General features: G+C 53.0%; 31 protein-coding genes. All 31 read left to right on the plus strand.

Annotation, left to right across the window (positions count from 1 at the left end; translation table 11 throughout):
* The first annotated feature begins 17 nt into the window (after positions 1 to 17).
* The 31 genes from mce (at position 18) to AN477_RS12050 (ending at position 25,554) form a co-directional block, all read left to right on the plus strand.
* The gene (gene mce / locus AN477_RS11905; RefSeq protein WP_054969380.1) at positions 18 to 878 is read left to right on the plus strand and encodes a methylmalonyl-CoA epimerase; all 861 of its coding nucleotides are present in this window, start codon (positions 18 to 20) and stop codon (positions 876 to 878) included.
* Positions 878 to 2,419 (plus strand): acyl-CoA carboxylase subunit beta, encoded by a 1,542-nt coding sequence (locus AN477_RS11910; protein ID WP_054969445.1) that lies wholly within the window; start codon positions 878 to 880, stop codon positions 2,417 to 2,419. Before mce ends, AN477_RS11910 begins: the two co-directional genes overlap by 1 nt.
* A 131-nt stretch (positions 2,420 to 2,550) precedes the next feature.
* On the plus strand, positions 2,551 to 3,675 hold the full coding sequence (locus AN477_RS11915) for a M20/M25/M40 family metallo-hydrolase (RefSeq protein WP_054969381.1): 1,125 nt from the start codon (positions 2,551 to 2,553) through the stop codon (positions 3,673 to 3,675).
* Between the two features lie 125 nt (positions 3,676 to 3,800).
* Positions 3,801 to 5,216 (plus strand): amino acid permease, encoded by a 1,416-nt coding sequence (locus AN477_RS11920; RefSeq protein WP_054969382.1) that lies wholly within the window; start codon positions 3,801 to 3,803, stop codon positions 5,214 to 5,216.
* Between the two features lie 94 nt (positions 5,217 to 5,310).
* The gene (locus AN477_RS11925) at positions 5,311 to 5,895 is read left to right on the plus strand and encodes an NUDIX hydrolase (RefSeq protein ID WP_054969383.1); all 585 of its coding nucleotides are present in this window, start codon (positions 5,311 to 5,313) and stop codon (positions 5,893 to 5,895) included.
* A gap of 6 nt (positions 5,896 to 5,901) precedes the next feature.
* Positions 5,902 to 7,062 carry an endonuclease Q family protein gene (locus AN477_RS11930; RefSeq protein WP_054969384.1) on the plus strand — a complete coding sequence of 387 codons (1,161 nt, stop codon included), beginning with the start codon at positions 5,902 to 5,904 and terminating at the stop codon, positions 7,060 to 7,062.
* A gap of 181 nt (positions 7,063 to 7,243) precedes the next feature.
* A complete protein-coding gene (locus AN477_RS11935; RefSeq protein ID WP_054969385.1) occupies positions 7,244 to 7,900 on the plus strand; it encodes a stage II sporulation protein M in 657 nt (218 codons plus the stop codon).
* Between the two features lie 79 nt (positions 7,901 to 7,979).
* Positions 7,980 to 8,312 carry an RNHCP domain-containing protein gene (locus tag AN477_RS11940; protein WP_054969386.1) on the plus strand — a complete coding sequence of 111 codons (333 nt, stop codon included), beginning with the start codon at positions 7,980 to 7,982 and terminating at the stop codon, positions 8,310 to 8,312.
* A gap of 9 nt (positions 8,313 to 8,321) precedes the next feature.
* Positions 8,322 to 8,591, plus strand: coding sequence for a hypothetical protein (locus AN477_RS11945; protein ID WP_211266006.1), 270 nt, complete (start codon positions 8,322 to 8,324; stop codon positions 8,589 to 8,591).
* A 167-nt stretch (positions 8,592 to 8,758) separates the two neighbouring features.
* Positions 8,759 to 9,640, plus strand: a complete 882-nt coding sequence (gene xerD / locus AN477_RS11950; protein ID WP_054969388.1) for a site-specific tyrosine recombinase XerD — start codon at positions 8,759 to 8,761, stop codon at positions 9,638 to 9,640.
* A gap of 154 nt (positions 9,641 to 9,794) precedes the next feature.
* A complete protein-coding gene (locus AN477_RS11955) occupies positions 9,795 to 10,967 on the plus strand; it encodes a phosphopentomutase (protein WP_054969389.1) in 1,173 nt (390 codons plus the stop codon).
* A gap of 86 nt (positions 10,968 to 11,053) precedes the next feature.
* Positions 11,054 to 11,272, plus strand: a complete 219-nt coding sequence (locus AN477_RS11960) for a DUF1540 domain-containing protein (RefSeq protein WP_054969390.1) — start codon at positions 11,054 to 11,056, stop codon at positions 11,270 to 11,272.
* A 214-nt stretch (positions 11,273 to 11,486) separates the two neighbouring features.
* Positions 11,487 to 12,773, plus strand: coding sequence for a D-alanyl-D-alanine carboxypeptidase family protein (locus tag AN477_RS11965; protein WP_245631801.1), 1,287 nt, complete (start codon positions 11,487 to 11,489; stop codon positions 12,771 to 12,773).
* A gap of 211 nt (positions 12,774 to 12,984) precedes the next feature.
* The gene (gene spoIIAA / locus AN477_RS11970) at positions 12,985 to 13,329 is read left to right on the plus strand and encodes an anti-sigma F factor antagonist (RefSeq protein ID WP_054969391.1); all 345 of its coding nucleotides are present in this window, start codon (positions 12,985 to 12,987) and stop codon (positions 13,327 to 13,329) included.
* 3 nt (positions 13,330 to 13,332) lie between these two features.
* Positions 13,333 to 13,797, plus strand: coding sequence for an anti-sigma F factor (spoIIAB, locus tag AN477_RS11975; RefSeq protein WP_054969392.1), 465 nt, complete (start codon positions 13,333 to 13,335; stop codon positions 13,795 to 13,797).
* Between the two features lie 15 nt (positions 13,798 to 13,812).
* Positions 13,813 to 14,565, plus strand: coding sequence for an RNA polymerase sporulation sigma factor SigF (sigF, locus tag AN477_RS11980; protein ID WP_054969393.1), 753 nt, complete (start codon positions 13,813 to 13,815; stop codon positions 14,563 to 14,565).
* A gap of 132 nt (positions 14,566 to 14,697) precedes the next feature.
* Positions 14,698 to 15,159 carry a stage V sporulation protein AC gene (spoVAC, locus tag AN477_RS11985; protein ID WP_054969394.1) on the plus strand — a complete coding sequence of 154 codons (462 nt, stop codon included), beginning with the start codon at positions 14,698 to 14,700 and terminating at the stop codon, positions 15,157 to 15,159.
* Between the two features lie 45 nt (positions 15,160 to 15,204).
* Positions 15,205 to 16,224: a stage V sporulation protein AD gene (spoVAD, locus tag AN477_RS11990; RefSeq protein WP_054969395.1), complete on the plus strand. Its 1,020-nt coding sequence runs from the start codon at positions 15,205 to 15,207 to the stop codon at positions 16,222 to 16,224.
* A gap of 11 nt (positions 16,225 to 16,235) precedes the next feature.
* Positions 16,236 to 16,586, plus strand: coding sequence for a stage V sporulation protein AE (gene spoVAE, locus AN477_RS11995; RefSeq protein ID WP_054969447.1), 351 nt, complete (start codon positions 16,236 to 16,238; stop codon positions 16,584 to 16,586).
* Positions 16,587 to 16,588: 2 nt separating this feature from the next.
* Positions 16,589 to 17,188 (plus strand): stage V sporulation protein AE, encoded by a 600-nt coding sequence (locus AN477_RS12000; RefSeq protein WP_054969396.1) that lies wholly within the window; start codon positions 16,589 to 16,591, stop codon positions 17,186 to 17,188.
* A 46-nt stretch (positions 17,189 to 17,234) separates the two neighbouring features.
* Positions 17,235 to 17,375, plus strand: a complete 141-nt coding sequence (locus AN477_RS25030) for a hypothetical protein (RefSeq protein ID WP_169787882.1) — start codon at positions 17,235 to 17,237, stop codon at positions 17,373 to 17,375.
* Positions 17,376 to 17,554: 179 nt separating this feature from the next.
* Positions 17,555 to 18,190, plus strand: a complete 636-nt coding sequence (locus AN477_RS12005; protein ID WP_054969397.1) for a site-2 protease family protein — start codon at positions 17,555 to 17,557, stop codon at positions 18,188 to 18,190.
* Positions 18,191 to 18,215: 25 nt separating this feature from the next.
* Positions 18,216 to 18,950 carry a segregation and condensation protein A gene (locus tag AN477_RS12010; RefSeq protein ID WP_054969398.1) on the plus strand — a complete coding sequence of 245 codons (735 nt, stop codon included), beginning with the start codon at positions 18,216 to 18,218 and terminating at the stop codon, positions 18,948 to 18,950.
* Positions 18,947 to 19,516 carry an SMC-Scp complex subunit ScpB gene (gene scpB / locus AN477_RS12015; protein WP_054969399.1) on the plus strand — a complete coding sequence of 190 codons (570 nt, stop codon included), beginning with the start codon at positions 18,947 to 18,949 and terminating at the stop codon, positions 19,514 to 19,516. Before AN477_RS12010 ends, scpB begins: the two co-directional genes overlap by 4 nt.
* A 103-nt stretch (positions 19,517 to 19,619) precedes the next feature.
* The gene (locus AN477_RS12020) at positions 19,620 to 20,318 is read left to right on the plus strand and encodes a DUF2953 domain-containing protein (protein WP_054969400.1); all 699 of its coding nucleotides are present in this window, start codon (positions 19,620 to 19,622) and stop codon (positions 20,316 to 20,318) included.
* The gene (gene ytfJ, locus AN477_RS12025) at positions 20,294 to 20,713 is read left to right on the plus strand and encodes a GerW family sporulation protein (protein ID WP_054969401.1); all 420 of its coding nucleotides are present in this window, start codon (positions 20,294 to 20,296) and stop codon (positions 20,711 to 20,713) included. The genes AN477_RS12020 and ytfJ overlap by 25 nt, the downstream gene beginning before the upstream one ends.
* A 72-nt stretch (positions 20,714 to 20,785) precedes the next feature.
* Entirely contained in the window at positions 20,786 to 21,373 is a 588-nt protein-coding gene (locus AN477_RS12030; RefSeq protein WP_054969402.1) for a nucleoside recognition domain-containing protein, read from the plus strand.
* 2 nt (positions 21,374 to 21,375) lie between these two features.
* Positions 21,376 to 21,921 carry a spore maturation protein gene (locus AN477_RS12035; RefSeq protein WP_054969403.1) on the plus strand — a complete coding sequence of 182 codons (546 nt, stop codon included), beginning with the start codon at positions 21,376 to 21,378 and terminating at the stop codon, positions 21,919 to 21,921.
* A gap of 155 nt (positions 21,922 to 22,076) precedes the next feature.
* The gene (locus AN477_RS12040) at positions 22,077 to 22,979 is read left to right on the plus strand and encodes a pseudouridine synthase (RefSeq protein WP_083486228.1); all 903 of its coding nucleotides are present in this window, start codon (positions 22,077 to 22,079) and stop codon (positions 22,977 to 22,979) included.
* Positions 22,980 to 23,098: 119 nt separating this feature from the next.
* Positions 23,099 to 23,806 carry a response regulator transcription factor gene (locus tag AN477_RS12045; protein WP_054969404.1) on the plus strand — a complete coding sequence of 236 codons (708 nt, stop codon included), beginning with the start codon at positions 23,099 to 23,101 and terminating at the stop codon, positions 23,804 to 23,806.
* Positions 23,803 to 25,554, plus strand: a complete 1,752-nt coding sequence (locus AN477_RS12050) for an ATP-binding protein (RefSeq protein ID WP_054969405.1) — start codon at positions 23,803 to 23,805, stop codon at positions 25,552 to 25,554. Before AN477_RS12045 ends, AN477_RS12050 begins: the two co-directional genes overlap by 4 nt.
* Positions 25,555 to 25,591: the final 37 nt, after the last annotated feature.

The following is a 25,591-nucleotide window of genomic DNA, read 5'->3' on the forward strand; positions in this document are numbered from 1 at the left end:
AACAAGGAGGGAGCTTCATGGGTCATCCGATTCGCGTTTTGGTCGCGAAACCTGGCCTTGACGGGCACGACAGGGGTGCCCTCGTGATTGCACAAGGTTTGCGGGACCAAGGGATGGAAGTCATTTATACCGGATTGCGTCAAACCCCTGCACAGATTGTTTCTACAGCCCTTCAGGAAGACGTTGCATGCATCGGATTGTCAAGTCTAAGCGGTGCGCACATGCAACTGTTTCCCGAGGTGGCACGACTCCTCAAGGAACAAGGGGCAGAAGACATTCTGCTTGTTGGAGGCGGCGTTATCCCGGAATCAGACATCCCCGATTTGATAGATGCCGGTATAACCGGGATTTTTACACCAGGGACGCGTATTGAAGACGTGGCACGTTTTATCCGAGAGCACGTCCGTGAGTCTGATGCAAAGCTCAGCGCTGTCGACGGCATCTTGCCCGGTATCTTAGGCATTGATCACATCGGGATCGCTGTGGCTGACGTTTCGAGCGCGCTTTTATTTTATACACGAGGTCTGGGCCTTGTGACCAGTCACGAAGAGATTGTCGCTGACCAAGGCGTTCGGACAGTATTTTTACCTGTGGGAGAGACTCACATCGAACTCTTGGAACCAACGAGCGACGAGAGTCCGATTGCCAGGTTTCTTGCAAAACACGGTCCAGGGCTCCATCATATCGCGTATCGTGTTGCGTCCGTGGAAGCGGCGCTGGAACATGCACGAGAATTGGGGTACCGCTTGATCGATGAAAAGCCTCGCCTAGGCGGACGCGGTAAACTCATCGCATTCTTGCATCCGAAATCATCCGGCGGGGTTCTAACGGAACTTTGCCAGCACACCGACGAGTCAGAGGAGGGTGGCAGCTCATGATGGAAGATAAGCTGTACGATTTGCAGGACAGGCGCCGTAAAGCAGAACTCGGAGGCGGCGACCAGCGCATTCTGGCCCAGCACGAGAAGGGAAAATACACAGCCAGAGAACGGATCGAACTGCTTCTCGATGAAGGGAGTTTCCGCGAACTGAACGCCTTTTCAGCGACGCGGACCCGCTACTTTGGCATGGACACAGTGGATGCTCCTGGTGAAGGAGTTGTCACTGGTTATGGGACAGTCGATGGACGCACCGTCTACGTATTCGCACAAGACTTTACGGTCTTTGGCGGTGCCCTTGGAGAAGTACATGCTGAAAAAATCGTAAAAGTGATGGATCTCGCTGCAAAAAATGGAGCACCTATCATCGGGCTGAACGATTCTGGCGGTGCCAGAATCCAGGAGGGCGTCGTTTCACTCGATGGATATGGACACATTTTCTACAGAAACTCGATTTATTCCGGGGTTATTCCACAAATATCCGTCATCATGGGGCCGTGCGCGGGCGGGGCCGTCTATTCGCCTGCTATCACGGATTTTATCTTCATGGTTGAAGGGACAAGCCAGATGTTTATCACCGGCCCCAAAGTGATAGAAACTGTGACTGGAGAGAAGATTACCAGTGAAGGACTCGGCGGTGCACGTGTCCAGGAGAGCGTCAGCGGCGTAGCACACTTCACCGGACAGTCGGAAGAGGAAGTTCTTCAAGAAGTCAGACGGCTGCTCAGCTTCCTGCCGTCCTCACATACGGAAAATGCGCCCCGTCTCGAGTCCAGCGCTGAGTTGACGTTAGACGAAACGCTGCTAGAGATTGTGCCGGTGGACGGAACGAAAGTCTACGACGTCAAGGACGTCATCGTACGGCTGGTTGACGAAGGAGACTTTCTGGAAGTCCAACCGTTGTTTGCGCGCAACGCCGTTGTCGGTTTCGGACGCATCGGCGGACACACCGTCGGCATGATTGCGAACCAGCCGAAGTTCCTCGCCGGGGGACTCGACATCGATTCGTCGGACAAGATCGCGCGTTTCATTCGATTTTGCGACTCGTTTAACATCCCGCTCATCACGCTGGAAGATGTGACAGGGTTCATCCCAGGCGTGAAGCAGGAACACGGTGGCATCATTCGCCACGGCGCAAAAATCCTGTACGCCTATTCAGAAGCGACGGTGCCGAAAATTACCGTGATTCTGCGCAAAGCTTACGGCGGTGCGTACGTGGCACTGAACAGCAAGGCGATTGGCGCTGACCTCGTCTACGCCTGGCCGGCATCAGAGATCGCGGTGATGGGACCGGAGGGCGCTGCAAATATCATCTACGCCAGAGAAATCGCCCAATCAACCGATCCCGTTGCAGCCCGCAACGCACGTATCACCGAGTACCGGGAACAGTTTGCAAATCCGTATGTTGCTGCGGGTGCAGGAATGGTCGATGACGTCATCGACCCGAGAGAGACAAGGATCAAACTGTTTGAAGCCATTGAGTTACTTCAAAACAAGTGGGAGACACGACCACCTAAGAAGCACGGAAACATCCCTTTGTAGAACAGTGAAAAGTGATAGAAAAGGCCTCGGATATGCGAGGTGCATCATCCATCAAACTCAAACTCAATCAAACTCAAACTCAATCAAACCCAAACCGAATCTGGAAACGGTTGTAATGGAGCGAAGACAACATGAACACAGAGCGGATACGAGAGCTATTTTTTGAACTGGTGCAGATTCCAAGTTTGTCCCGTTCCGAAGGGAAAATGGCAGCTAAGTGCAAATCATTGTTGGAGGCACTAGGTTGTGAAGTCCATGTTGACGAGGCCGGTGACAAATTAAAAGGTGAGACAGGCAACCTCATCGCCAGGTTTCCCGGTGATCCAACCCGGCCAACTGTTTTGCTGACGTCACATATGGATACGGTGGTGCCCGGTGAAGGGATTACCCCACACCTGGATGAAAACGGTGTTGCATGGAGCGATGGTTCGACGGTCCTCGGCGCAGATGACAAGGCAGGAATCACTGCCATCCTGCTCGCACTGGAAACCCTCGCAACTGAAGGCGCTCCACATTGCCCGGTTGAGGTTGTATTTACAGTCGCTGAAGAACAAGGACTGCAGGGCTCACGGTGTGTCGATTATGCCAAGCTTACAAGCCGCATTGGCCTGTGCCTCGATTCAGGTGGACAGCCCGGAACTCTCGTGATTGCAGGACCGACGCAGGTGAAATGGTCTGCTACGTTTCATGGACGAGCAGCGCACGCTGGTGTAGCGCCGGAACGGGGCGTCAGCGCCATCAAAATGGCGGCAACAGCTGTCTCCCGGATGCCGCATGGACGTCTGAGTCCCAACACAACAGTTAACGTTGGCAGCTTTGTCGGGGAGGGCCCTACAAATGTGGTGCGAGAAACCGTGAGTTTGATCGGAGAAGCGAGAGGGATTGACGAAGCCGAGCTCTGGCCGGTCATTCAGAAAATGGAGGCGGTATTCAACGAAACAGCTGCCGAATTCGGCGGTACCGCAGAATTTGAAGCCCAGAAGATGTACAGCGGTTTCTCCTTTGAACCGTCTGACCCTGTGCGTCAGACGGTCGAGCGCGTGATGGCGGGGCTTCAAGTCGAGCCTTTACCCGTGAAAAGCGGCGGTGGAAGCGATGCCAACATCTTCACACAAAACGGGATCGCCACACTCAATATTGGCATCGGGTACGAAGACATTCACTCGACTTCAGAACACATTGCCTTAGCAGACATTGCAAAAGCGTCACAAATCGCAGCACGCTTTTGTCAGCAATACAACCACCAAGCAAACTGAAGACAACCATTCGACGGCCTGTTCCCACCCTGTATCTCAAGGTCACGGCTTGGTGTTTCACAGGATGACCCCGACATCGTCCGCACATACTACTCCCCGACGAAACATGGAGATGGGGGATACGTGTGGAGGCTCAAAAGACCAACAGAACCACAGCAAAGCAGACAGAGAGCCATCACTCGGGCTCTCTGTCTGTGCGTGGACTTGTACTCGTCGGGATCGGCGGAATCATCGGTGCCGGTTTCTTTTTGGGATGTGGACTACCCATTCGAAGTGCCGGACCTGCTGTTTTGCTGGCATTCTTGCTTGGGGGGGTAATTACCGCACAAGTGAGTGGAGCGCTGACGTCGATCGCGGTGAATCACCCTGTTCAAGGCGGCTTTCAGGCCTTTGCCGAGATGTATTTGGGCCGCTTTGCGGGTTACCTGCAAGGGTGGACCTACTACCTAGCCAGTATTTTGACCATTTCCAGTGAAGCGGTGGCGATGGCTGTCTTCACGAAACTTTGGTTCCCTCACGTGCCAACAATCCTTCTCGCTGGCGTGTTTTCATTCCTCATCATTTTGATCAATGCCTTCGGTGTGAAGAGCTTTGAACGCATCGAATCCATCATGAGTGCCCTGAAGATTGGCGTGTTGGTCGGTTTCATCGTTTACGCATTAATTCTCGTGATTGCCTACTTGACACACGGCACAATCTGGCCCGGTTCCTGGCATCAGGTGTTCGCACAGCCAGGGTCGAGCCGCGGTTGGTTTCCTAATGGCTTCTCAGGCTTTGCTCAAAGCATGCTTGTTGTGATTTTTGCGTTCGCCGGGATTGGTGTTTTTGCGTCTGCGGCGGCGGAGGTTAAAGATCCCAAAGGAATTGACAAAGCTGCAATCTGGACCGTCTTGATGCTCACGGTGCTTTATATTGCCTCGATTGCGCTCGTGCTGTGGTTTGTATCGTGGAATACCGTCAGTACGTCCCAGAGTCCGTTTGTATATGCGCTGCGAGTCAGTGGGGCCGGACCGTTTGCTGCTGTTTTAAACGGGATTATCTTGGTTGCTGCGTTCAGCGTCATGACTGGTTCCTTGTTTTCGGCCAATCAGGTCTTGCAATCGCTCGCGCATAGTGGGGAAGCCCCCAAACGGGTGGCGCGGGAGACAAAACGAGGCACTCCGATGACAGCACTGATTGTAAGCACGGTCGCGATTGCCGCGGCGCTCACGATTTCGGTGCTGTTGCCAGCCAATGTTTACAGTTTTCTCGTCAGCGCATCCAGTTACTTTAACTTTCTCAACTGGTTCGTCATGTTGCTGGCCTTCCTTGCTTGGAGGCGCAAAACCACAGAAGACGACCACTTTGTCTCACGGTTGGCCTTTGGGCAACCCGTCTCGACCTATATTACCATGATTCTGTTGGTGGGACTTGGCGGCTACGGACTGTTGCAACGCGATCAGCGCATGGGCTTTTATGTATCGGTTGTAATTGGGGTTGCACTGGTCATCGCGTACTGGTTCTCCATCCGCAGGCGCCATGTGTCTCAAGACACCGATTGACGAGTCACACGGAAAGCCCGTCCACGAATCGTTTCAACGGACGCTTGATTCAGATTCCGGAGTGCGTCAGGATAGGAGTGAGGTGAGGGATTCTATGAGTCAAGAGCATTTGCACGAACATCAACAACACGAACATCTGGTCGAAACCAAACTGGCAAGCCGTGAAATATACAAGGGGCGCGTGGTAAAACTCGAGGAGTGTGACGTGCGTCTCCCGAACAACCGGACGTCCATAAGAGAGGTCGTTCGGCACCCCGGCGCTGTGGCCGTATTGGCTGAATCTGCAGACGGTGAGCTGCTTCTTGTGCGTCAGTACCGATTTGCGCCCGCAGAGGTCCTGCTCGAGTTACCTGCCGGAAAGCTCGAAGAAGGAGAAGACTCGAAAGTGTGTGCGTACCGTGAACTCCAAGAAGAGACCGGTTACGACGCAAAAGACATGCAACCCGTCTTTCAGTTCTACACTAGTCCCGGGTTCGCAGATGAACGCATCGACCTGTTTTACGCAACAGAGTTGACGGCCGGAGACACCCATCTTGACGACGATGAATTCGTCGACGTCGAGGCGTACGGAAGAGATGAGCTGGCAGAGAAGCTCCAGAACGGCTCGATCCGGGATGCAAAGACATTGATTGGCGTCATGTGGTGGCTGCAACAATCGGCACCAACAGGCAGAGGTTAACGGCACATGGAGAGATTCTTTGCCGACTTTCACATTCACGTCGGGCGGGCCCGAAACAAACCAGTCAAGATGGCCGCTGCTCGCACTCTGACGGTCGAAGCAGTCCTTCACGAAGCACGTGTCCGCAAAGGTCTAGATGTCATTACTCTGATTGACGGGGTGTGTACCAACGTCCTTTCTGAGCTTGACGATCTCGTTCGCTCCGATCGGTTGCACCAGCTGCCGGGCGGCGGCTATGCATATGAGAATGGCCTTGTCGTCTTGCTCGGCGGAGAAATTGAAGTCTCCGGACCCGTTGGTGGAGCAGCTCATTTTGGATGTTGGTTTCCGACGCTGTCAGCTGCAAAGGATTTTCACGATTGGTTAGGCACGGTCGAAAAAAACCCAAGCCTCTCGTCTCAACGAGCGCGGACCAATGCACACACCCTTCAAGCTGAGACCAAGTCAAGGGGTGGGCTTTTTATCGTCCACCATGCGTTTACTCCACATAAGGGATTGTACGGAAACTGTGTCTCCAGTCTGGCTGAGATGGTTGACCCGAACAAAGCGGATGCGCTTGAGCTTGGTCTGTCGGCAGATTCCCACATGGCAGACTGTTTGCCTGAGCTTGCCGACGTTACCTTTCTGTCGAACTCTGATGCCCACTCGCTGCCAAAAATCGCCCGCGAGTACAACGCACTGATGATGGAAGAGGCATCTTTCGCAGAAGTGGAATTGGCACTTCACCGTCAGGCGGGGCGAAGAGTGACGGGAAACTACGGGTTGCATCCGAAACTCGGAAAATACCATCGTACGCGCTGTGCAAAATGCGGCAATCCAGTCGATGAACTGTCGGGCGAGTGCAGTTGCGGCAGCAGCCGGAGGGTTATGGGTGTGTATGATCGCTTGATGGAGATAAGGCACACAGACTGCCCGCTGCACCCGGCTCATCGTCCGCCCTACACGTATCAAGTGCCACTCGAATTCATACCCGGATTAGGTCCAAAAGCACTCGGCAAACTGCTGAAGCAGTTCGGCACAGAGATGGCCGTTTTGCATCAGGGTGAATTCGCAGACATCTCTGCTGTGGTCGGGGAGGACTTGGCAAGGGCGATTGAGCGAGCGCGGACCGGTGACGTCAACTTTGACGAGGGCGGTGGAGGAGTGTACGGCAAGATAGTTCTCTGATTCTAGTAATGCCAGCGGTTCATAGAACCTGCTGTTTGACGGAAAGCACCTGACCGCTTCGCTGAAGCGGTCATTTTCACGCAGTTCAATTTCTACTATCGTGATAATGTCCAATAGACGCGCATAGAATCAATCAAAACCTCGATTCTTAACCGACTTCGAGATGAGGTGGAGATTGATCATGGAACTGGTTCAAATTCCGCTCGTACAATCGCTGTTCGACAACATTCACAACAGCATACAAACCTGGAAACGCGATGTTCTTCCTACAGGTGTTTTCCTGTTTGCGGTCATGATCTGCGGATTGTTATTTGGGGGCGTGGTCGCCGGGCAACTGAGTCCATCCACAACCACCTCCTTATCTCAGACAATGAGTCAGTTTGTGATGGCACTTCGAGACAATCAACTTGCCAACCCGAGTATCACCTTCTGGCAGCGGGCGTTCTCGGAAACAAAGTTGTTTGCTCTGGTCTGGTTAAGCGGTGTCTCTCTTCTTGGATTACCTTTGGTGACCCTGGTTCTGTTTTTTCGTACCTTCAGCATTGGCTTCAGCGTGGCCTATTCGGTCTTACAGTTTGGTTGGCACGGCTTTCTCGTCGCAACTCTGGTGATATTTTTCCACCAGTTGATTGCCCTCTCTTGTCTCTGGTTTGCGGGTGTTACAGCGATTCGTCTGTCCTCGTCGATTGTTCACCGTGCTTTCTCATTTCACGAATTGCCCTCGGTTCTGATCCGATACACGGGCATTATGGTGCTTTGCATCCTTGGCGCGTACGTAGGGGCTTTGTATCAAGCCTACGTGGCGCCTCCGATACTAAGAGCAATACTCGGTCACTAGGTTCTCGCTGTCGCCCCTGTATCACTATTGTCCCAACCAGAGGCGCCAACCGATGCAGCTATCAAAGGAGAAGAAAAATATGGGAAGACGTTTTACGGATAGAAACGAGTCTTTTATCTGTGTGCACTGTGGGACTGAGGTTTTGCCCGCGGCAAAGACCTGCCGCAACCACTGTCCAAACTGCCTGCACTCGGTACATCTGGACGTTTTTCCGGGCGACAGAGCCGCTGACTGCGGCGGGCTGATGGTACCTGTCGAGGTGGTCTATAACCCGCAAAAGGGATATCAAATCCTCCATCGATGTGATCGATGCGGGCAAGAAACGAGAAACATCGCTGCTCTCGAAGACCCGATCCAAGCGGACTCACTCGAGGCGATCCTTGAACTGATGCGAGAGTCCGGAAAGAGGTGATGCACAGTGATGAAGCAAGCTGACCCGTCATTTCAAGAGTTTCTGCGAATTGTCCGTCGCGTTAGTATGGTCGTGCTGCTGGCTTGGGTCATTCTGTCAGTGGGAAAACTGGTGAAGTTAGAGCCTTCGCGGGATCCCTTCGCGCCGCCGAATCCGCCATTTCAGGCCGTTGCATCGACGGGCTGGTCCGCACACAACCCTGCACGATCCAAAATTGAACTGGTTGCGCAGCAACTTGTAAGCGGTGTATGGCAAACCGTTTTGTATGGCGCAAAATGAGTGAATTCGTCACCGACTGAGCCAAACTTGCCAAGGTTGTCGAATCCTGATGCAGGAGATTGTCTGCTGATGAAGAAATACGAGAGCAGACGCATAGGCCGAGCGTGCCAAGACCTACGGCTTGGTATTTTGGGCCGGTGAGTTTTGGAACTGTGAAGGGGACGGTTATGGAGCAACGAATTGAGCCTTTTGTAGAATACCTTGCTGTAGAGCGAGGACTGTCACTGAACACACTGGACTCTTACCGGAGAGATTTGGAAAGTTTTTTTCGTTATCTAGGTCCTGAAATTCGCGCTGTCGATGTCCGGCAGATCCAGGTCATTGGGTACCTCGCCCATCTGCGCAAGTTAGGTCGTGCCAACACCACGGTCTCTCGGAACTTGGCGAGTATTCGGTCTTTTTATCATTTTCTGGTCCGGGAAGAAATTCTGGAAGTGGATCCGACCGTCAATGTCGAAACACCCAAAGTCGAAAAACGGCTTCCGAAGGTGTTGACCGTCCACCAGGTCGAGCAGTTGCTGAATGCACCGGACAACCTGACTCCTGCTGGCGCCAGGGACAAAGCCATGTTGGAATTGCTGTACGCCACTGGCATCCGCGTCAGCGAACTCGTCTCCATCCAAGTTGATGATCTCAACCTGTCCGCAGGATTCCTCCGCTGTCTCGGAAAAGGCGGGAAAGAGCGGATCATTCCGTTCGGTGAAATCGCTCAACAGGCATTGTTGTATTACATAAACATGGGACGTCCCAAACTGGCGCGATCGAAGGGTTCTCGAGCCGTGTTTTTAAATCACCTCGGAGATCAAATGTCTCGACAGGGATTCTGGAAACTGCTTAAAAAGTACACCCAGTCGGCAGGGATTATGGTAGACATCACACCCCATACCCTGCGTCACTCATTTGCCACGCACCTGCTTGAACGCGGGGCAGATCTGCGGGCCGTGCAAGAGATGCTTGGACACGCTGATATCTCCACCACACAAATTTATACGCACGTAACGAGAACGAGACTCAAAGAGGCATACGCCGCTGCTCACCCGCGTGCTTGACCTTGTGTGTTGGGTTCGTCGTGTTCCACGGGTCGAAGAAGCAACACTGTGGCATCCTAAAACCCATTGGTGAGCTCGCAAGTGGTTACGCCGCCATTGGGTTTCCTTGTGCATGCTATCCATCGTTCATGCTATCCATCAAGAGGTGAGTCACGTGAGCAAACGTCTAATCTGGATTGTTCTCGACAGCGTCGGCATTGGAGCAGCGCCTGATGCGCAGCACTACGGGCACGCTGATGAAGTCAGTCATACACTTTTGCACATTGCCCAAAGTGTCGGGGGATTGAAGGTGCCGAACCTGGCGCGTCTCGGACTGGGGTGTATTGACGAAATTCCAGGAGTTGAATGTGCGGGCGCAAAGGGAGCATATGGAAAAATGCAAGAACGCTCTTTTGGTAAGGACACCACCAATGGACACTGGGAATTCGTCGGAGTGGTTCTTGATCAACCGATGCCCGTCTATCCGGAAGGCTTCCCGGCACACATTATCGAACGGTTTGAAGAGCATGTAGGCAAAAGGGTTCTCGGCAACCGGCCCTCGTCAGGTACCGTCATTCTCGATGAACTTGGAGAAGAGCATATGAAGACAGGCAGGCCCATCGTCTATACATCAGCCGACAGCGTATTTCAGATTGCGGCTCATGAGGATATCGTGCCCATTGAAACACTGTACGAGTGGTGCCGTTATGCGAGAGCGATCTTAACCGGCCCTGACGGTGTGGGCCGAGTCATTGCGCGGCCGTTCATCGGATCGCCCGGCCACTTCAAGCGCACCGGGAACCGCAAAGACTTCTCACTTACGTTTGGCGAGACCGTTCTGACGAGAATCGCTCATGCCGGCTATCCGGTGGTTGGGATTGGAAAAATACACGACATTTACGGCGGAGAAGGGATCACGGAAGCCGTCCACACAGAAGGTAATGAGGACGGCATGAATCAGTTGGCGGAGGTCATGGACAGAGTCCACGAAGGAGTCATCTACATCAACCTGGTCGATTTTGACGCCCTGTACGGGCACCGCAACGACCCTGTCGGATTTGCCAAGGCTGTCGAATCATTCGATGCCCGCTTGCCCGAGGTGCTCACGAGGCTGACAAAGGACGATCTCCTTTGCATTACGGCCGATCACGGTTGCGATCCCACAGCACCTGGGACGGATCACACCCGTGAATGGGTTCCATTGTTATTGTATTCGACTCGTATGTCCGGAGTGGTGAATCTTGGTGAACGAGATACCTTCGCAGACATTGGTGCAACTGTAGCCGAATACTTCCAGGTCGAAGGTCCCCCAGTCGGAAAAAGCGCCCTCAGTGCGTTACACGTTTAACTGGAGATGAGTAGCTGCACCGGTCGTAAGCACCAGCATGTCTCTGATTTCGGACGGGGACCATACCTCACAGGAGGTGGTCAGTCATGCTGGAAGGCGTACGCTGCGTTGTTGAAGAGTGCATTTACCACGAACCAGGTCACAAGTGCTCTGCGCAATCCATTGAGGTTCGTTCAAACGGCAATGATATTGTTGGGACCTTCAAAGGTACGATGTGCAGTACGTTCCGCTACCAGAACGACCCTCAGGTTCACACGGGCAGATATGACGGTAAAGACGTCCGACCGCATCACCCCGAACAATGAAAGCCGACCTCGCGTGATGCGGGGTATGACTCGGCTTACCCGGTAACTGTGCACACAACCGAAAGAGATGTTTTCAACGTTCGTGTCAGGCCCAGGGGCCGTATCCCCTGGGCTCTTTCGTATGCTGTGGTCTTTCTTGTGATAGAAGCCAAGCTGTCAGCGCAAACTACTTCCAATGGAATGTGATTCTGCAGACTGGAAAGGAGTGACGTTTGTGCGAACAGCTGCACGATTGTCAGCTTTGTTAGCCATACCGTTTGCGATGAATTTACCGACTGCGAGCGCCGCCACAATCTTTGCACCCTCGCACTTGCAGGTACAGTCTAGTGCGGTTCTAGCCAATGGTACACCGCTGCCGAATGTAGAGTTCCACGTCACCACAGACAAGCCCGACTCTGACGATGGGGAATCCACTCCGGAGTTGGCGAGCCAAGCTCGTTCAGCAGTGGTCATGGATTTTTCAACGGGCAATGTCTTGTTTGAAAAAGACGCCCATGAAAAGCTTCCACTTGCGAGTGTCACAAAAGTGATGACGATGCTGCTGATCATGGAAGCTTTAGACAGCGGCCAGATTCGCCTGACTGACAAGGTGAAAACCAGTGAGCACGCAGCAAAAATGGGCGGCTCCCAGGTTTTCCTTGAACCAGGGGAAACCATGACTGTCAACGATATGCTGAAGGCTATTGCAATGGCTTCCGCAAACGACGCCTGCGCCGCAATGGCGGAACACCTGGCGGGGACAGAGTCTCGGTTCGTCCAGAAAATGAATCAGCGAGCGAAGGAACTCGGCATGGACGACACGCACTTCGTCAACAGCAACGGTTTGCCGGAACCGAACCACTACAGCTCTGCACACGATATCGCCATTATGTCGCGTGAGTTGCTGAAGCACTCCGAAATCACGAAGTATACATCAAAATACAGTGACTATTTGCGCCAAGACACTGAACATCCCTTCTGGCTTGTGAACACAAACAAGTTGGTTCGCTATTACGACGGTGTTGACGGGCTGAAAACGGGCTACACCTCAGAATCAAAGTACTGTCTCTCAGCGACAGCAAAGCGCGACGGGTTCCGCGTGATTGCCGTTGTGATGGGTGAACCGAAGTCCACCATCCGCAACCATGAGGTCTCGGAACTGCTGAACTGGTCGTTCGCGGAATACCAGTCACGGGTCCTCTACCCGGCAGGAGCAACTGTTAAAGAAGTGGAGATCTCGCACGGGGTCCCGGAGCAGGTTCCATTGCAAACCAAAGATACACTTGGAGTGGTCATTCATAAAGGGGAAAAGCCTGAGTTTCATACATCGATTCAACTGAACGACAAGAAACTACATCCACCGCTTAAAAAGGGAGAAGTGGTCGGCCAGATTTCTGTCACCAGAGACGGAGAGGCTGTTGCCTCCGTACCTTTGGTGGTCACACAGGATGTCGCCAAGGCCGGCTTTTTACAAAGTTTCGGCCGTACGGTGCGTAAGATCATCACGTTTGGACAGGCTTAAGACTTACTCGTGTGCGGCTGCCAAGAGGGGTACTTGTCCTTCAGGGCAGCCGGACATGTTGAGGCATGTTTGAGCAATGAATTTCTTCTTTTGATAGCGAATACTGACGCATCCCGTCTAGTTTTGTCAACCAGCAGGAAATCTGAAATCGAGCACTGAATTAGAAGTCTCGAGAAGTCAGCTATGTTTCTCTGAAAGGAGCGCTATCCTGGTGCAGATTGACAAAGAGGTAGTCGGCGGGGTGCTGGTGGTTCGTTTACGGGGCGAACTTGACCACCACGCAGTTGAGCCCCTGCGAGATGAGATTGAACAATCACTTGAAAACACCCACTATCGCGGGTTAGTGCTGTCGTTTCAAGGCATCGATTTCATGGACAGTTCCGGACTCGGACTGATACTTGGACGATATCGTACGCTGTCGTCACGTGGCGGCAAAATGGTTCTCTGTGAGGTTAATGCAAACTTACGGAAAATCTTCGAGCTATCCGGGATTTTTAAAGTGGTTCCGGTGTTTGAATCAGAAGACTCCGCACTGAGAGCCATCAAGGAGGCGTAGGGAATGGAGCAAAAAGTTCAAAGCAAAGTGATTGCTGCAAATTACATGCACCTTCAGTTTCCCAGCCGTTCCGAAAACGAGTCCTTGGCTCGGGTAGCGGTTGCAGCATTCGTGACGGTACTCGATCCAACCATGGAACAACTGACAGAGCTCAAAACGGCGGTGTCAGAAGCCGTAACCAACGCGATCATCCACGGCTACGACGGCGGAGAAGGAGAGGTAAGGCTTCATTGTGCGCTCAAGGACGGCACAGTCGAAGTGGTCGTAGAAGATGACGGGATCGGCATCGAAGATATCGACCAGGCTAGGCAACCCCTGTTCACCTCTCGTCCAGAACTGGAGCGGTCCGGGATGGGACTCACTATCATTGAGAATTTTGTGGATGAATTCTTCATTTCATCTGAACCCGGTCGCGGGACCCGCGTCACCATGCGAAAAGTTCTCGCGTCGAGCGAGACCCTGAACTGAGTGGGGTCGGTGCCGATGGATCACGCAAACAGTGCTGAAACGAGGAAGTTTACCGACGAAGAGATTCGACAGCTGATTATTGACAGTCAGTCAGGCGACAGTCAGGCGAGGGATACGCTGGTCCTGTGCAATCAACGACTGGTTTGGGCTGTGGTGCAACGCTTCCTTGGCCGTGGGTACGACCCGGAAGACCTGTTCCAGATTGGCTGCATCGGTTTGATGAAAGCTGTGGACAAGTTTGATCTCAGCTATGACGTGAAGTTTTCGACCTATGCTGTGCCTATGATAATCGGCGAAATCCAACGTTTCTTACGGGATGACAGCACCATTAAAGTCAGTCGCAGCCTGAAGGAGACAGCCAAGCACATTCGACGGACGAGAGACGACTTGGCGAAGAAACTTGGGCGTCAGCCCCGGATCCACGAGATCGCAGAAGAACTGGGCATCGAACCCTCGGAAGTTGTGTTTGCTCAGGAAGCGTTACGTACGCCAGCCTCAATCCATGAGACTGTCTTCGAGAACGACGGCGACCCAATTTATTTAATGGATCAAATTGCTGAAGACGAAAACGTTGGCTGGTTTGACAAAATTGCTCTTCACGAGGTCCTAAACAGGTTACCTGAGCGGGAGCGGTTGATTGTTTATCTGCGCTTTTTCAAAGATAAGACGCAGTCAGATGTTGCCAAGGTGCTCGGCATTTCTCAGGTACAGGTATCTCGGCTGGAGAAGAAGATCTTGCGTACCATTCGAGGCGAATTAAACCTGTGACGAACCACTAAAAAATGAAAGCATGGAGACCACGGGTATGGCGAATGTAGCCATACCCGTTTTTGGTTTCGAATCTCACTGTTCCAACGTGGGCACACTAAGTGGGAACCTGATGCAGGGGAGGAGTGGCCTATGAACACAAAGGTTAAAGACGAGAAACTCAGCTACCGACAACTGGTCGACCGTCATCGCCCGGCACGGCCCATGCTCAAGAACACCGTGCGCGCATTTTTGGTCGGCGGCGGAATTTGTGTCATCGGTCAAGCAGTCCAAACATTGTTTGTTCGATACGGCGGCTTCTCGGTTACCGATGCGGGAAACCCGACCGTGGCCGTGATGATACTCTTGTCCGTCATAATGACAGCGTTCGGGGTGTATGACCGGTTCGGGCAGTGGGCGGGCGCAGGATCGGCTGTTCCGGTCACCGGATTTGCCAACACAATGGCATCTGCTGCCATGGAAAGCCGGAGTGAGGGATGGGTCGCGGGTATCGGTGGAAACCTTTTTAAACTTGCCGGTCCAGTAATTGTCTACGGCGTAGTCAGCGCTTTTTTTGTGTCTTTAATCCGTTACATCGTAACCCACATCACATAACGACCTCCGACAGCGTGAACAACCATACAAAGGGGAGGCGAAGTGATGAAGACAGCAGGCCGACAAACATGGCTCTTCGAAACGGAGCCGGCTGTACTTGCCACCGGGACCGTTGCTGGCAAGCTTGAAAGTGAGGGACCACTCAGCCAGTGGTTTGACGTACGCATCACGAAAGACGGAATGCTAGGGAAATCATGGGAGGTGGACGAACAGGGTCTGATCCGCCAGGCAACCGAGACTGCGCTTGAGAAGGCCAAGTTGACACCGGAAGCGATTGACTATGCTATCGGTGGAGATTTAAATGCACAGCTCACCGGGTTTTATTTTGGCTTGCGGGACTTTGGATTTCGTCAACTCGGCCTCTACAGCGCATGTTCCACGATGACCGAGTCCGTTGCCCTCGGGGGCCTGTTGGTCGATACGGGTGCAGCTAAAACTGTCATCGCGGGGACTTGCAGTCATACAAGCACCGCTGAGCGACAGTTCCGGTTCCCCACTGAGTATGGAGCTCAAAAGCCCGAAACGGCGCAACGCACTGTGACGGGCGCGGGCATGGCAGTCATTGGAAATACTGGTTCAAATGTTGTCGTGACTGCAGCGACGATTGGAGAAGTCGTTGATTTCGGCATAAAAAATCCCTGGGAATACGGTGCGGCGATGGCACCTGCCGCCTTCCGGACCATTCAGGCGCATCTTCATGACACCGGTCAGCACTTGGAGGATTTCGACTGTATCGCGACTGGAGACTTGGGTCGGATCGGACATGCTATCTTAAGAGACCTATTTGCACAGCAAGGGCAAGACCCAGGTGATCGCCTGACGGACTGCGGAATGCTTATCTATGCACCTGAGCAATCAGAGGTATTTTCAGGCGGCAGTGGAGCTGCCTGCAGTTCCCTTGTAACTTTCGGATACCTGTTGGAAAAAATTCGCAACGGAACATGGAAGCGCATTATGGTTGCTGCCACCGGTGCCCTGTTGTCGACAGTGACATCGCAACAGCAAGAGTCCATCCCATCTATTTCGCATGCCGTAGTCTTTGAGCGAAGGGGGCGTGTTCAGTGACGATTACGTGGATGACATTCGTTTGGGCCTTTGTTGTCGGCGGAATCATCTGTGCCATTGGCCAGTTGATTATGGACGGCTTTAAACTTCCGCCAGGCAACGTTATGGTAATCCTTGTCGTTGCAGGAGCTGTACTGGATGGTCTAGGGTGGTACGATCCGCTGATCCGTTTTGCCGGCGCCGGAGCGACTGTACCCATCACCAGCTTCGGTAACGCACTGGTTCACGGAGCCCTGGATGAGGCGAAGACACATGGCCTGATTGGGATCATCACCGGGATCTTTGAAGTAACCAGTGCTGGTATTTCAGCTGCCATTATCTTCGCATTCCTGGCTTCCGTGGTCGCAAGACCGCGAGGGTAATCATGGAAAACGTGCATCGTAAAAAGCGCGTTATTCTCGTCACTGACGGTGACACTTTTGCACGACGGGCACTGGAAATCGCAGCGAAACAGCTGAAAATGCGGGTGATTTCACGAACAGCGGGGAATCCGACACGTTTGTCTGGTACCGAGATTGTACACTTCGTAAAGCAAGCCGCTTACGACCCAGTGCTTGTCATGTTTGATGACAACGGCGACGGAAACCAGGCGGGCGGCGAACAAGCTCTGCATGTCATCTGTAACCACCCGGATATCGAGGTCATGGGAGCACTGGCAGTCGCGTCCAACACGTCCCTTGTCAAGGGAGTCGGGATTGATTTCTCCATTGACGCAGACGGACACACAGTATCAACAGGCGTTGATAAAGACGGCCACCCAATTCACCGTTACATGGTATTTGGAGACACTGTTGATGCCCTCCGTGATTTGAATCTGCCTGTGATCATCGGGATCGGAGACCTCGGAAAGATGTCTGGCAGTGACTCCCCGGAACGAGCGGCACCGGTTACAACTGCTGCCCTGCGCCAACTCATGGAAGCCTATGAGGCAAGGACAAGGCAAGGGGCCCACTCCAACCACTGACAAAGTGCATAGAGTTGAGTATTCTACGCGAAAAGGGGTGAGCAGCGTGCTGAGTGTTTTGCTGTTCTTACCACGTCTGTTCCGTTACTTTGGCATGTTTCAGACCTTCATCGGCTTTGTCCGCCCCGTATGGCCTCACCTTGCTCGATTGTGGCAGCGTCCTCAAGTGTCGGGTGCCGCTGCCTGATGCGACGTTTTATAAAATGAATCCGTCCCTGCGCAGTCCAAAGGACGGCCGAGCCATCTCGCCGCGACTGGCGGGGTGGACTCCCGCCTTCGACGGATTCTGTCAACTCCATGTGCTATAATGGGCGCATCCGCCTTTCGATTCTGTGTTGCGGGACAGAGTAAAGGAGTAGAGCCCATTTGGTACAGAGCCTTGTCGATCCGTCTTTTTTGTTCCGATTTCTTGCCGTATTAATTGGACTCGTCCTGCACGAGTTTGCCCACGCACTGACAGCTGACCTGCTTGGCGATAAAACCGCGCGTATGGCTGGGCGAGTCACCCTCAATCCGCTTGCCCACCTTGACGTTCTCGGACTCGTCATGATCCTGTTTGCCCCGATTGGCTGGGCCAAGCCTACCCCTGTTGATCCGCGTCGCCTGAAGCACCCGCGGACTGGCATGATCTTAGTTGCGCTTGCCGGACCCGTGTCTAACCTATTGATTGCACTTGTGTGCCTCACTCTGTTGTCCGTGTTGTATCCTGCTACGTACCCCGGCTTTGTTGCACAACTCTTATGGTGGGGAGCTCTTGTCAACCTGAGTTTGTTTGTGTTTAATCTCATTCCGTTACAGCCGCTCGACGGGTCTCGGATCGTCTCAAATCTACTGCCGTACCGGCTGGAAGTTCGGTATCGCAAGTTGGATCTCTATGGGCCGTTCATTCTCTTATTGCTGGTGATTATTCCACCTTTTCGCAACCACGTGTTATATCCGATCTTAACTGGGCTGTTGGCGTTCTTTCTACACATTTTCGGAATCAGCGGCATCTTGTTCTAATCTTGCCGTTTGGAGGATGCGAGAAGTGAGTTACGAAGTATCATTGGAAAAATTCAATGGTCCGCTGGACCTTTTGCTCCATTTGATTCGAAAACAGGAGATTGACATTCACGATATCCCAATTGCACTGGTGACAAGTCAGTTTCTGAACTACATACGAGCCATGGAGGAGTTGTCGCTGGAAATCGCCAGTGAATTTCTTGTCATGGCGGCTACGCTCTTGGCCATTAAAAGCCGAATGTTGCTGCCGAGAAAAGCCGCGGCGGCATCGGACGAAGAGACTGACAACATCGACCCACGGGAGGAACTCGTTCTCCAACTGCTTGAGTATCAGCGCTGTAAGTGGGCAGCTGGCGAGCTCAAATCGAGGGAACACCTGCAAAGCCTCATCTATACAAGACCCCCTCTGGACCTCCGGCCGTATCATCGGGACGACCCGTTGCCAGTGGAAGGTGTCTCGCTCTGGGATATGGTAGATGCCTATCGTAAGTTGTTGTTGCGGGTCCCCAAAGAGGACCGGGTGGCCGAAATCAAAGGTCACGAGCTTTCAGTGGAAGACACCATGTCCTCCATTCTCACGCGTCTTCGCAGGTGGACCAAGGCGACATTTCGGGAGTTGCTCGGCACTGTGCGGACCAGACACGACTTGGTTGCATCGTTTCTGGCGTTGCTTGAGCTCGTCAAAATTGGTGCCATTCACTGTACGCAAGCGTCGCCGTTTGACGATATTGAGATCATCTTGCGGGAGGAATACGCGTGATTGTTCCGTTGCTGGCCCCCCTCGAAGCAGTATTGTTTGCGGCGGGCAGTGAAGGTCTGTCCACACAGGCTATCTCAGAAGTCCTCGAAGTCTCCGTGGACACGGTGTTCGAGCTCTTGACACGGCTCAAATCTGAGTACGAACTGCGCGAGGCAGGCCTTGAGGTGGTTGAACTTGCCGGAGCGTGGCAGATTGTGACCCGCGCTGACTGTGCGCCGTACCTCGAGCGGATGGCGACGGCGCCATCCGCCCCTGGGCTGAGTCAAGCAGCCCTCGAAGTTCTTGCCATCGTTGCATATCGACAACCTATCACGCGTGGACAAGTGGAGTCGATTCGCGGTGTGCAGTCCGATCGCGTTTTGCAAACCCTGCTTCACCGTCAACTCGTCTGTGAAGTCGGTCGACAGGATTCACCAGGCCGTCCAATCCTTTATGGAACGACACCGTATTTTTTGCAGACGTTTGGTTTGTCTTCTCTTGAACACCTTCCGCCTCTGCCTGTACTTGATGAAACGTCGGAGGACATTTCACTGTTCGACTTGACACCAGCATTGCCGCGAGATTGAAAAACGCACAACTTATGCAGACCGATGTCGTAAGGAAGAGGTATGATGCCCTGCGATTGTGGCATCATAAGACCGTTCCAAATAAAGGTGGGACGGTCTTTTTATGCATATGACAGCCTACATCTGGTTGGCCATCATCCTTCTGGCGGTGGTGGTACTGTCGTTATCTGTTGTGACCGTAACGGTGGAACTCACACAACACGGGGCAACTGTACAAGGATCCGTGCGGATCCGAGCACTTTTCGGTCTCTTGAAGGTTCGTCGTGAGTTGAAGGAACTGCACCCCAAATTGACCAAGGAAGGCCCTGCGGTCAAATCCGTGCATCAGGCAGCAACGAAACAGCATCAGGAATCAACCCTCACTTCTTCTGAAGTGTGGGGGTTTGTGAAGAACTGGCGGAGCTACGCTTCGGTGTTGCCAAAGGCCTGGCACCCCTTGAAACGGTTTCTTCGCAGTGTTCAAGTATCTGAAGTGACGGTGAATGCTGTCGTCGGTACTGGAGACGTGGTTTCGACAGGCTGTCTGGTTGGTGCTGCATGGGGGGGAGTTGGTATGATTATCGGCCAAGTTTCCCGCCTGACCCGGTTTACGGCAAAGCCACAACTATCCATCACACCGAACTTCCAGGGAACTCTGTTCGATGCTGCTGTGCACTGTATAGCTCGTGTCACGCTAGGACACGCTATCGTTGGAGTATTAAGGATGTCTCTGACGTGGGTGAGCATACAGAAAACCCTGCAACGTCTGACAAGCCGGCCACGCAAGGAGGAGAAAACATGGAACACCCCATCCAGGGGCTGATGAAAACAGCCATGGAAAACATCAGAGAGATGGTGGACGTCAACACTATCATCGGCGATCCGGTAGAGACCCCAGACGGTACAGTCATCCTGCCTGTATCCCGGGTCGGATTTGGATTTGCAGCCGGTGGAAGTGAGTTTCAGGCATCTGACGGCAAGAGCCAACAGTCGGGCGAGACCCCTTTTGGCGGCGGATCCGGAGGCGGGGTATCCATCATTCCGATTGGATTTCTGATTGTGAAAGGCGAAAACGTTCGGCTCTTGTCTGCTGATAACCAGAATCAGTTGTATGATCGGTTGATTGACATGGCGCCTGCTGCGATCGAAAAACTACAGTCGATGTTCAAGGGCGGCAGTCAACACAAACCAGGTGAAGGCCCAACCCCAGTCCAATAAGTTTGTCCTAATCCCGTACAAGCTGGCATACCCATGGTAGAAGAAGACTCTTTCTACCGTGGGGGTGCCAGCTTGATTGATTTCATCTGGCTTTTGCTGTTCTGTGCTGGGCTTGTAACGGCTGTGTTTACGGGAAAAGTAGGCGCTGTGTCGGAGGCTGTTCTGGGCGGCGCTGAATCTGGTGTTGAGCTCGCTATCGGGCTTGTCAGCGTCATTGCTTTTTGGCTGGGCATCATGAATATTGCTGAAAAGGCTGGCCTCGTTGAAATTCTCGCACGGTGGCTTCGACCTATCGGCAGGTTTCTGTATCCATCCGTTCCTCCTGACCACCCCGCCATGGGCAGCATTTTGGCCAATATGAGTGCAAACATTCTCGGGCTTGGAAATGCCGCAACACCGCTCGGTCTCAAGGCCATGCAAGAACTGCAAACGCTGAACGAAGACAAGGAGACTGCCAGCGACGCGATGTGTACATTACTCGCCATAAACACGGCGAGCATCACCTTAATTCCCACTACCGTGATCGCAGTCCGCATGCAGTATGGGTCAGCACATCCAACCTCAGTGGTGAGTACAACGCTGCTTGCAACAACCATCGGAACCATTGCGGCTGTCATTCTAGACAGACTGTTTCGCCGCTGGTCGAAACGGAGGCGATAAGCATGCAGGAAATTCTCGCCGCCGTCTCGGAATGGTTGTTGCCCCTGCTCATTGCCGGCATTATGATAACTGGCTTCGCTAAGCGGATTCCAATTTACAACACGTTTGTGGACGGTGCCAAGAGCGGGTTTGGAACTGCCATCAGACTGATCCCGCATCTCATCGCGATGATGGTTGCAGTTTCTGTATTTCGAGCTTCAGGGGCAATGGGGTACCTCATTCAGTGGCTGGAACCCGTATTGCACTTCTTACACATTCCACCGGAAGTGGCTCCGATGGGCTTGCTCCGTCCAATTAGCGGGATGGGGAGTCTGGCGCTGATGACGGACATATTTAAGACTCATGGACCCGACTCATGGCTCGGCCAGCTGGCGTCGACGATGCAGGCAGCGTCCGATACGACACTTTACGTGGTCACAGTCTATTTTGGCAGTGTCGGCATCCGTAAGATGCGGTATGCGCTGAAAGTCGGACTTTTGGCAGACTTGGCCAGCGTCATTGGAAGTGTACTCGCCGTCTATATACTCCTCGGCCCCATGCCCAAATAGTCTGTCAATCGAAAGCTCATGTTCAGTTCTCGGCAAGCGGGCCATTTTGACCGAACCTGGTTAAAATGGCCCGTTTTCATTGCATGATTCGCGTCATGCCGACACATTCGTTATAATGGGAAGGCTTTTAGAAGTTCGGAGCAAGGAGCGATTACATGGCGGAGCGGTTGCAAAAATTTCTGGCGAGGGCAGGGGTTGCGTCCCGTCGCAAGTCTGAAGAACTGATTGTCGCAGGAGAAGTGGAGGTTGACGGTCGAGTCGTGCAAGAACTTGGGACCGTGATTGACCCCGAACGCCAGAAAGTCAAGGTACGGGGACAGTTGGTGTCTGCCGAGCAAACACAGTGCGTTCTGTTACATAAACCCGTTTCCTATGTCACGACGGTAAGTGACCCTGAAGGCCGACGCACCGTGCTCGACTTGGTTCAAGATGTCGATGTTCGACTTTACCCAGTTGGCCGGCTGGACTACGACACCAGCGGGCTCCTTTTGTTATCAAACGATGGTGAACTGACCTATCGGTTGTTACACCCGAAGCATGATGTCGACAAAGTGTACCGTGCTACGGTCCTTGGGATGCCTTCGACAGAGGTCATCCGACAATTGATTTCGGGTGTGAAATTGGACGACGGGATGACCAGTCCTGCATTCGTTCGGGTGCTGCGAAACCATCCAAAGGAATCTGTCGTAGAACTCACCATCCACGAGGGGCGTAACCGGCAGGTTCGCCGTATGTTTGAGGCTGTAGGACATCCGGTCAAACGGTTGAAACGCATTCAATTCGGCCCCTTGCAGCTCGGAAACCTGCCGAGCGGACAATGGCGTTATTTGAACGCGGAAGAACTTTCAGCGTTGTATGAGTTGGTTGGGATGACGACGCCTGCCACGACGACGCCTGCCAAGGATACAAAAAGGGAAGTGCCTGGCACCCGCCAGCCTGCCCGACAACGCGGACGGCAAGGAAGTTCGGGTCGTTCAAACCACGATGGCGGGAAACAGCACCAGACTCGAGAACGGTTCGACCGAAAAGGTACAGTGCGTTCTCATAAAAACAAATAACTCATGCAACAAAAAAGTGAAAAGACATGAACGGATCTTGAAAATGCTCTGAACAGGAGACTTGCTGCCTGTTTAAATCATGGGCATAATGGTAGCGAGAGGGATTGGAGGGACTCGGGATGGACCATCAGCCTTACATCCTCGTGGTCGATGATGAGGAGCGCATTCGCAGACTGGTGCGGATGTATCTTGAGCGCAGCGGGTTTCGAGTAGATGAAGCAGAAGACGGAAATGAGGCACTCCAAATGGCGTTGGCCAAGCCGTATTCGTTGCTGATTCTAGACCTGATGCTGCCTGGATTGGATGGTCGTGATGTCTGCAATCAAGTCCGGCAGTCCTCCAACGTACCCATCATTATGTTGACGGCAGCAGGAGACGAAACACAGCGAATTCACGGTTTTGAGCTTGGTGCTGATGATTACGTGGTGAAGCCATTCAGCCCTCGCGAACTGGTGATGCGCGTCAAAGCGCTTTTGAAACGGTCGGGAGAACCGGAAATGCAAAAACCCGATCTTCAGCAGATGTTAAGCTTTCGCGACCTTGCCATCCACCTGGATGCGAGACGCGTTGAAGTGGCAGGTCAGGAAATCAGTCTGACACCGAAAGAGTTCGATTTACTGGTCTACATGGCACAACGGCCAGACAAGGTATTCAGTCGTGAAGAACTCTTACGAGATGTATGGAACTACCAGTTTTATGGAGATCAAAGAACGGTTGACACGCACATCAAGCGTCTGCGTGAAAAGCTGGGACAAGCTTCCGAACGCGTAAGTCTGTATATTGGTACCGTCTGGGGCGTTGGCTATAAATTTGAGGTCAATCCGTGATTAGAAACAGCATTGTCGCCAAACTATGGCTTACCATCGTTGCGATGGTCGGCCTTGTTTTATTGTTGTTGTCGTTTTTGCTGCAACAGTTTTTTGACAACTACGTGTATCAACAGCAGGGAGCAGAACTGCGGCGGCTTGCATACAGCGTACAGACTTTGATGGCCCAAAATCCTGTCAGCGTGTCACGCAACATTACGCTTGCAAAACAGATGGCGGAAAACTTTGACAACGCTTCAATCACCGTGGAAACGTCACTCCAGGCACACGGCGCTCTCGAGCAAGTGTTTCAGGCGTTTAACACGGACGACAAGCAGTTGTTCCTAGCCGGGTCACCCGTTGTGCGCGAAGGCGGGTACGGTGACAAGGGCCGGTTGTCTGTGTATCTGTTGCTCAAGAGTTCAAATGCGCACACCGGTATGATTCGCGTGACCCAGCAGATGAGCGCGCTTGACGCACCACTCACCCGGATGCGCAACCTGATTGTCTTTGCTGTCGTTCTTGGGGTCTTGCTAACGACAGGATTAGCGTTTGTCGTCTCCAAAAATCTGTCCCGGCCACTTGTGCAAATGAATGAGGCAGCAGAAGACATGGCTCGCGGAAACTTCCATCACCGGGTAGAAGTCGTGACGAGTGACGAAGTCGGCAGACTCGGCAGAACGTTCAATGCACTGACGAGTGAACTTGAGCGCACCATCGCGGCTCTCTCTGTGGAAAAGGATCAATTGAGCAGTATCCTTTCGTCACTCATTGACGGTGTCGTGGCAGCAGACGGGGACGGGAGGATTACCTTGGCAAACCCTCCTGCGTTAAGGCGCTTGGCTGCGTTGCAACCGGACCAGGAAGCAACGGAGGGAGACCGGAAACTGCCAGGTCCCTTGTTGTCTATGATGGAGAATGTACGCCGGGTCAATCAGCCGCAGACGAGAGAACTGAGTTGGCAGGGGCGGGATTATTTTTTCGTTATGACGCCCCTGTACGAATCCGATGGTGCCACCCCGCGGGGGGTCGTGTGTGTATTCCGGGACGTAACTGAAGAGAAAAAACTCGATAGACTGCGCAAGGACTTTATCGCCAATGTCTCTCATGAACTTCGAACCCCTTTGTCGATGATGCAAGGATACAGTGAAGCCTTGCTTGATGAATTTGGCGACGATCCGGTATCTCGGAGAGAACTTACCAGTATTATTCATGATGAGTCACTGCGTATGAAGCGTTTGGTCAACGACCTCCTGGACTTGGCTCAACTCGAGTCTGGGCATTTTCAAATGGATTATCAACGCGTGGACCTCGCAGAGCTTGCCCGCAGAGTTCACCGCAAGTTCGCACAGTTGGCGTTCGAACGGAGTGTCACTTTGACGATCAGGGTGCCTGACGAACCTTTACTCGTGCTTGCCGACGAGGACCGGATGGAACAGGTCTGTACGAACCTTGTCGACAACGCCATTCGTCACACGGGCAAAGACGGAAGCGTGTCTCTGGTGCTGACACGTTCAGAGCGGTTTGCGAGGATCAGCGTTGCAGATACGGGTTCAGGGATTCCAAAGGACGATTTACCTTACATCTGGGAGCGGTTTTACAAAGCCGACAAAGCACGCACGCGCGGTGTTTCAGGTGGTATCGGATTGGGGCTTGCTATCAGCAGGCATATCGTGCTCGAACACGGCGGGGACATCATGGTAAACAGCGAGGAAGGGCAAGGAACGACGTTTACATTGTCACTGCCGCTGACAGGTACGGAGAGATAGCAATTGCACCGTGACAACCTGGAGTGACAGCAGGAGG

The sequence above is a fragment of the Paenalicyclobacillus ferrooxydans genome (genome assembly GCF_001399675.1).
Lineage (GTDB): Bacteria > Bacillota > Bacilli > Alicyclobacillales > Alicyclobacillaceae > Alicyclobacillus_B > Alicyclobacillus_B ferrooxydans.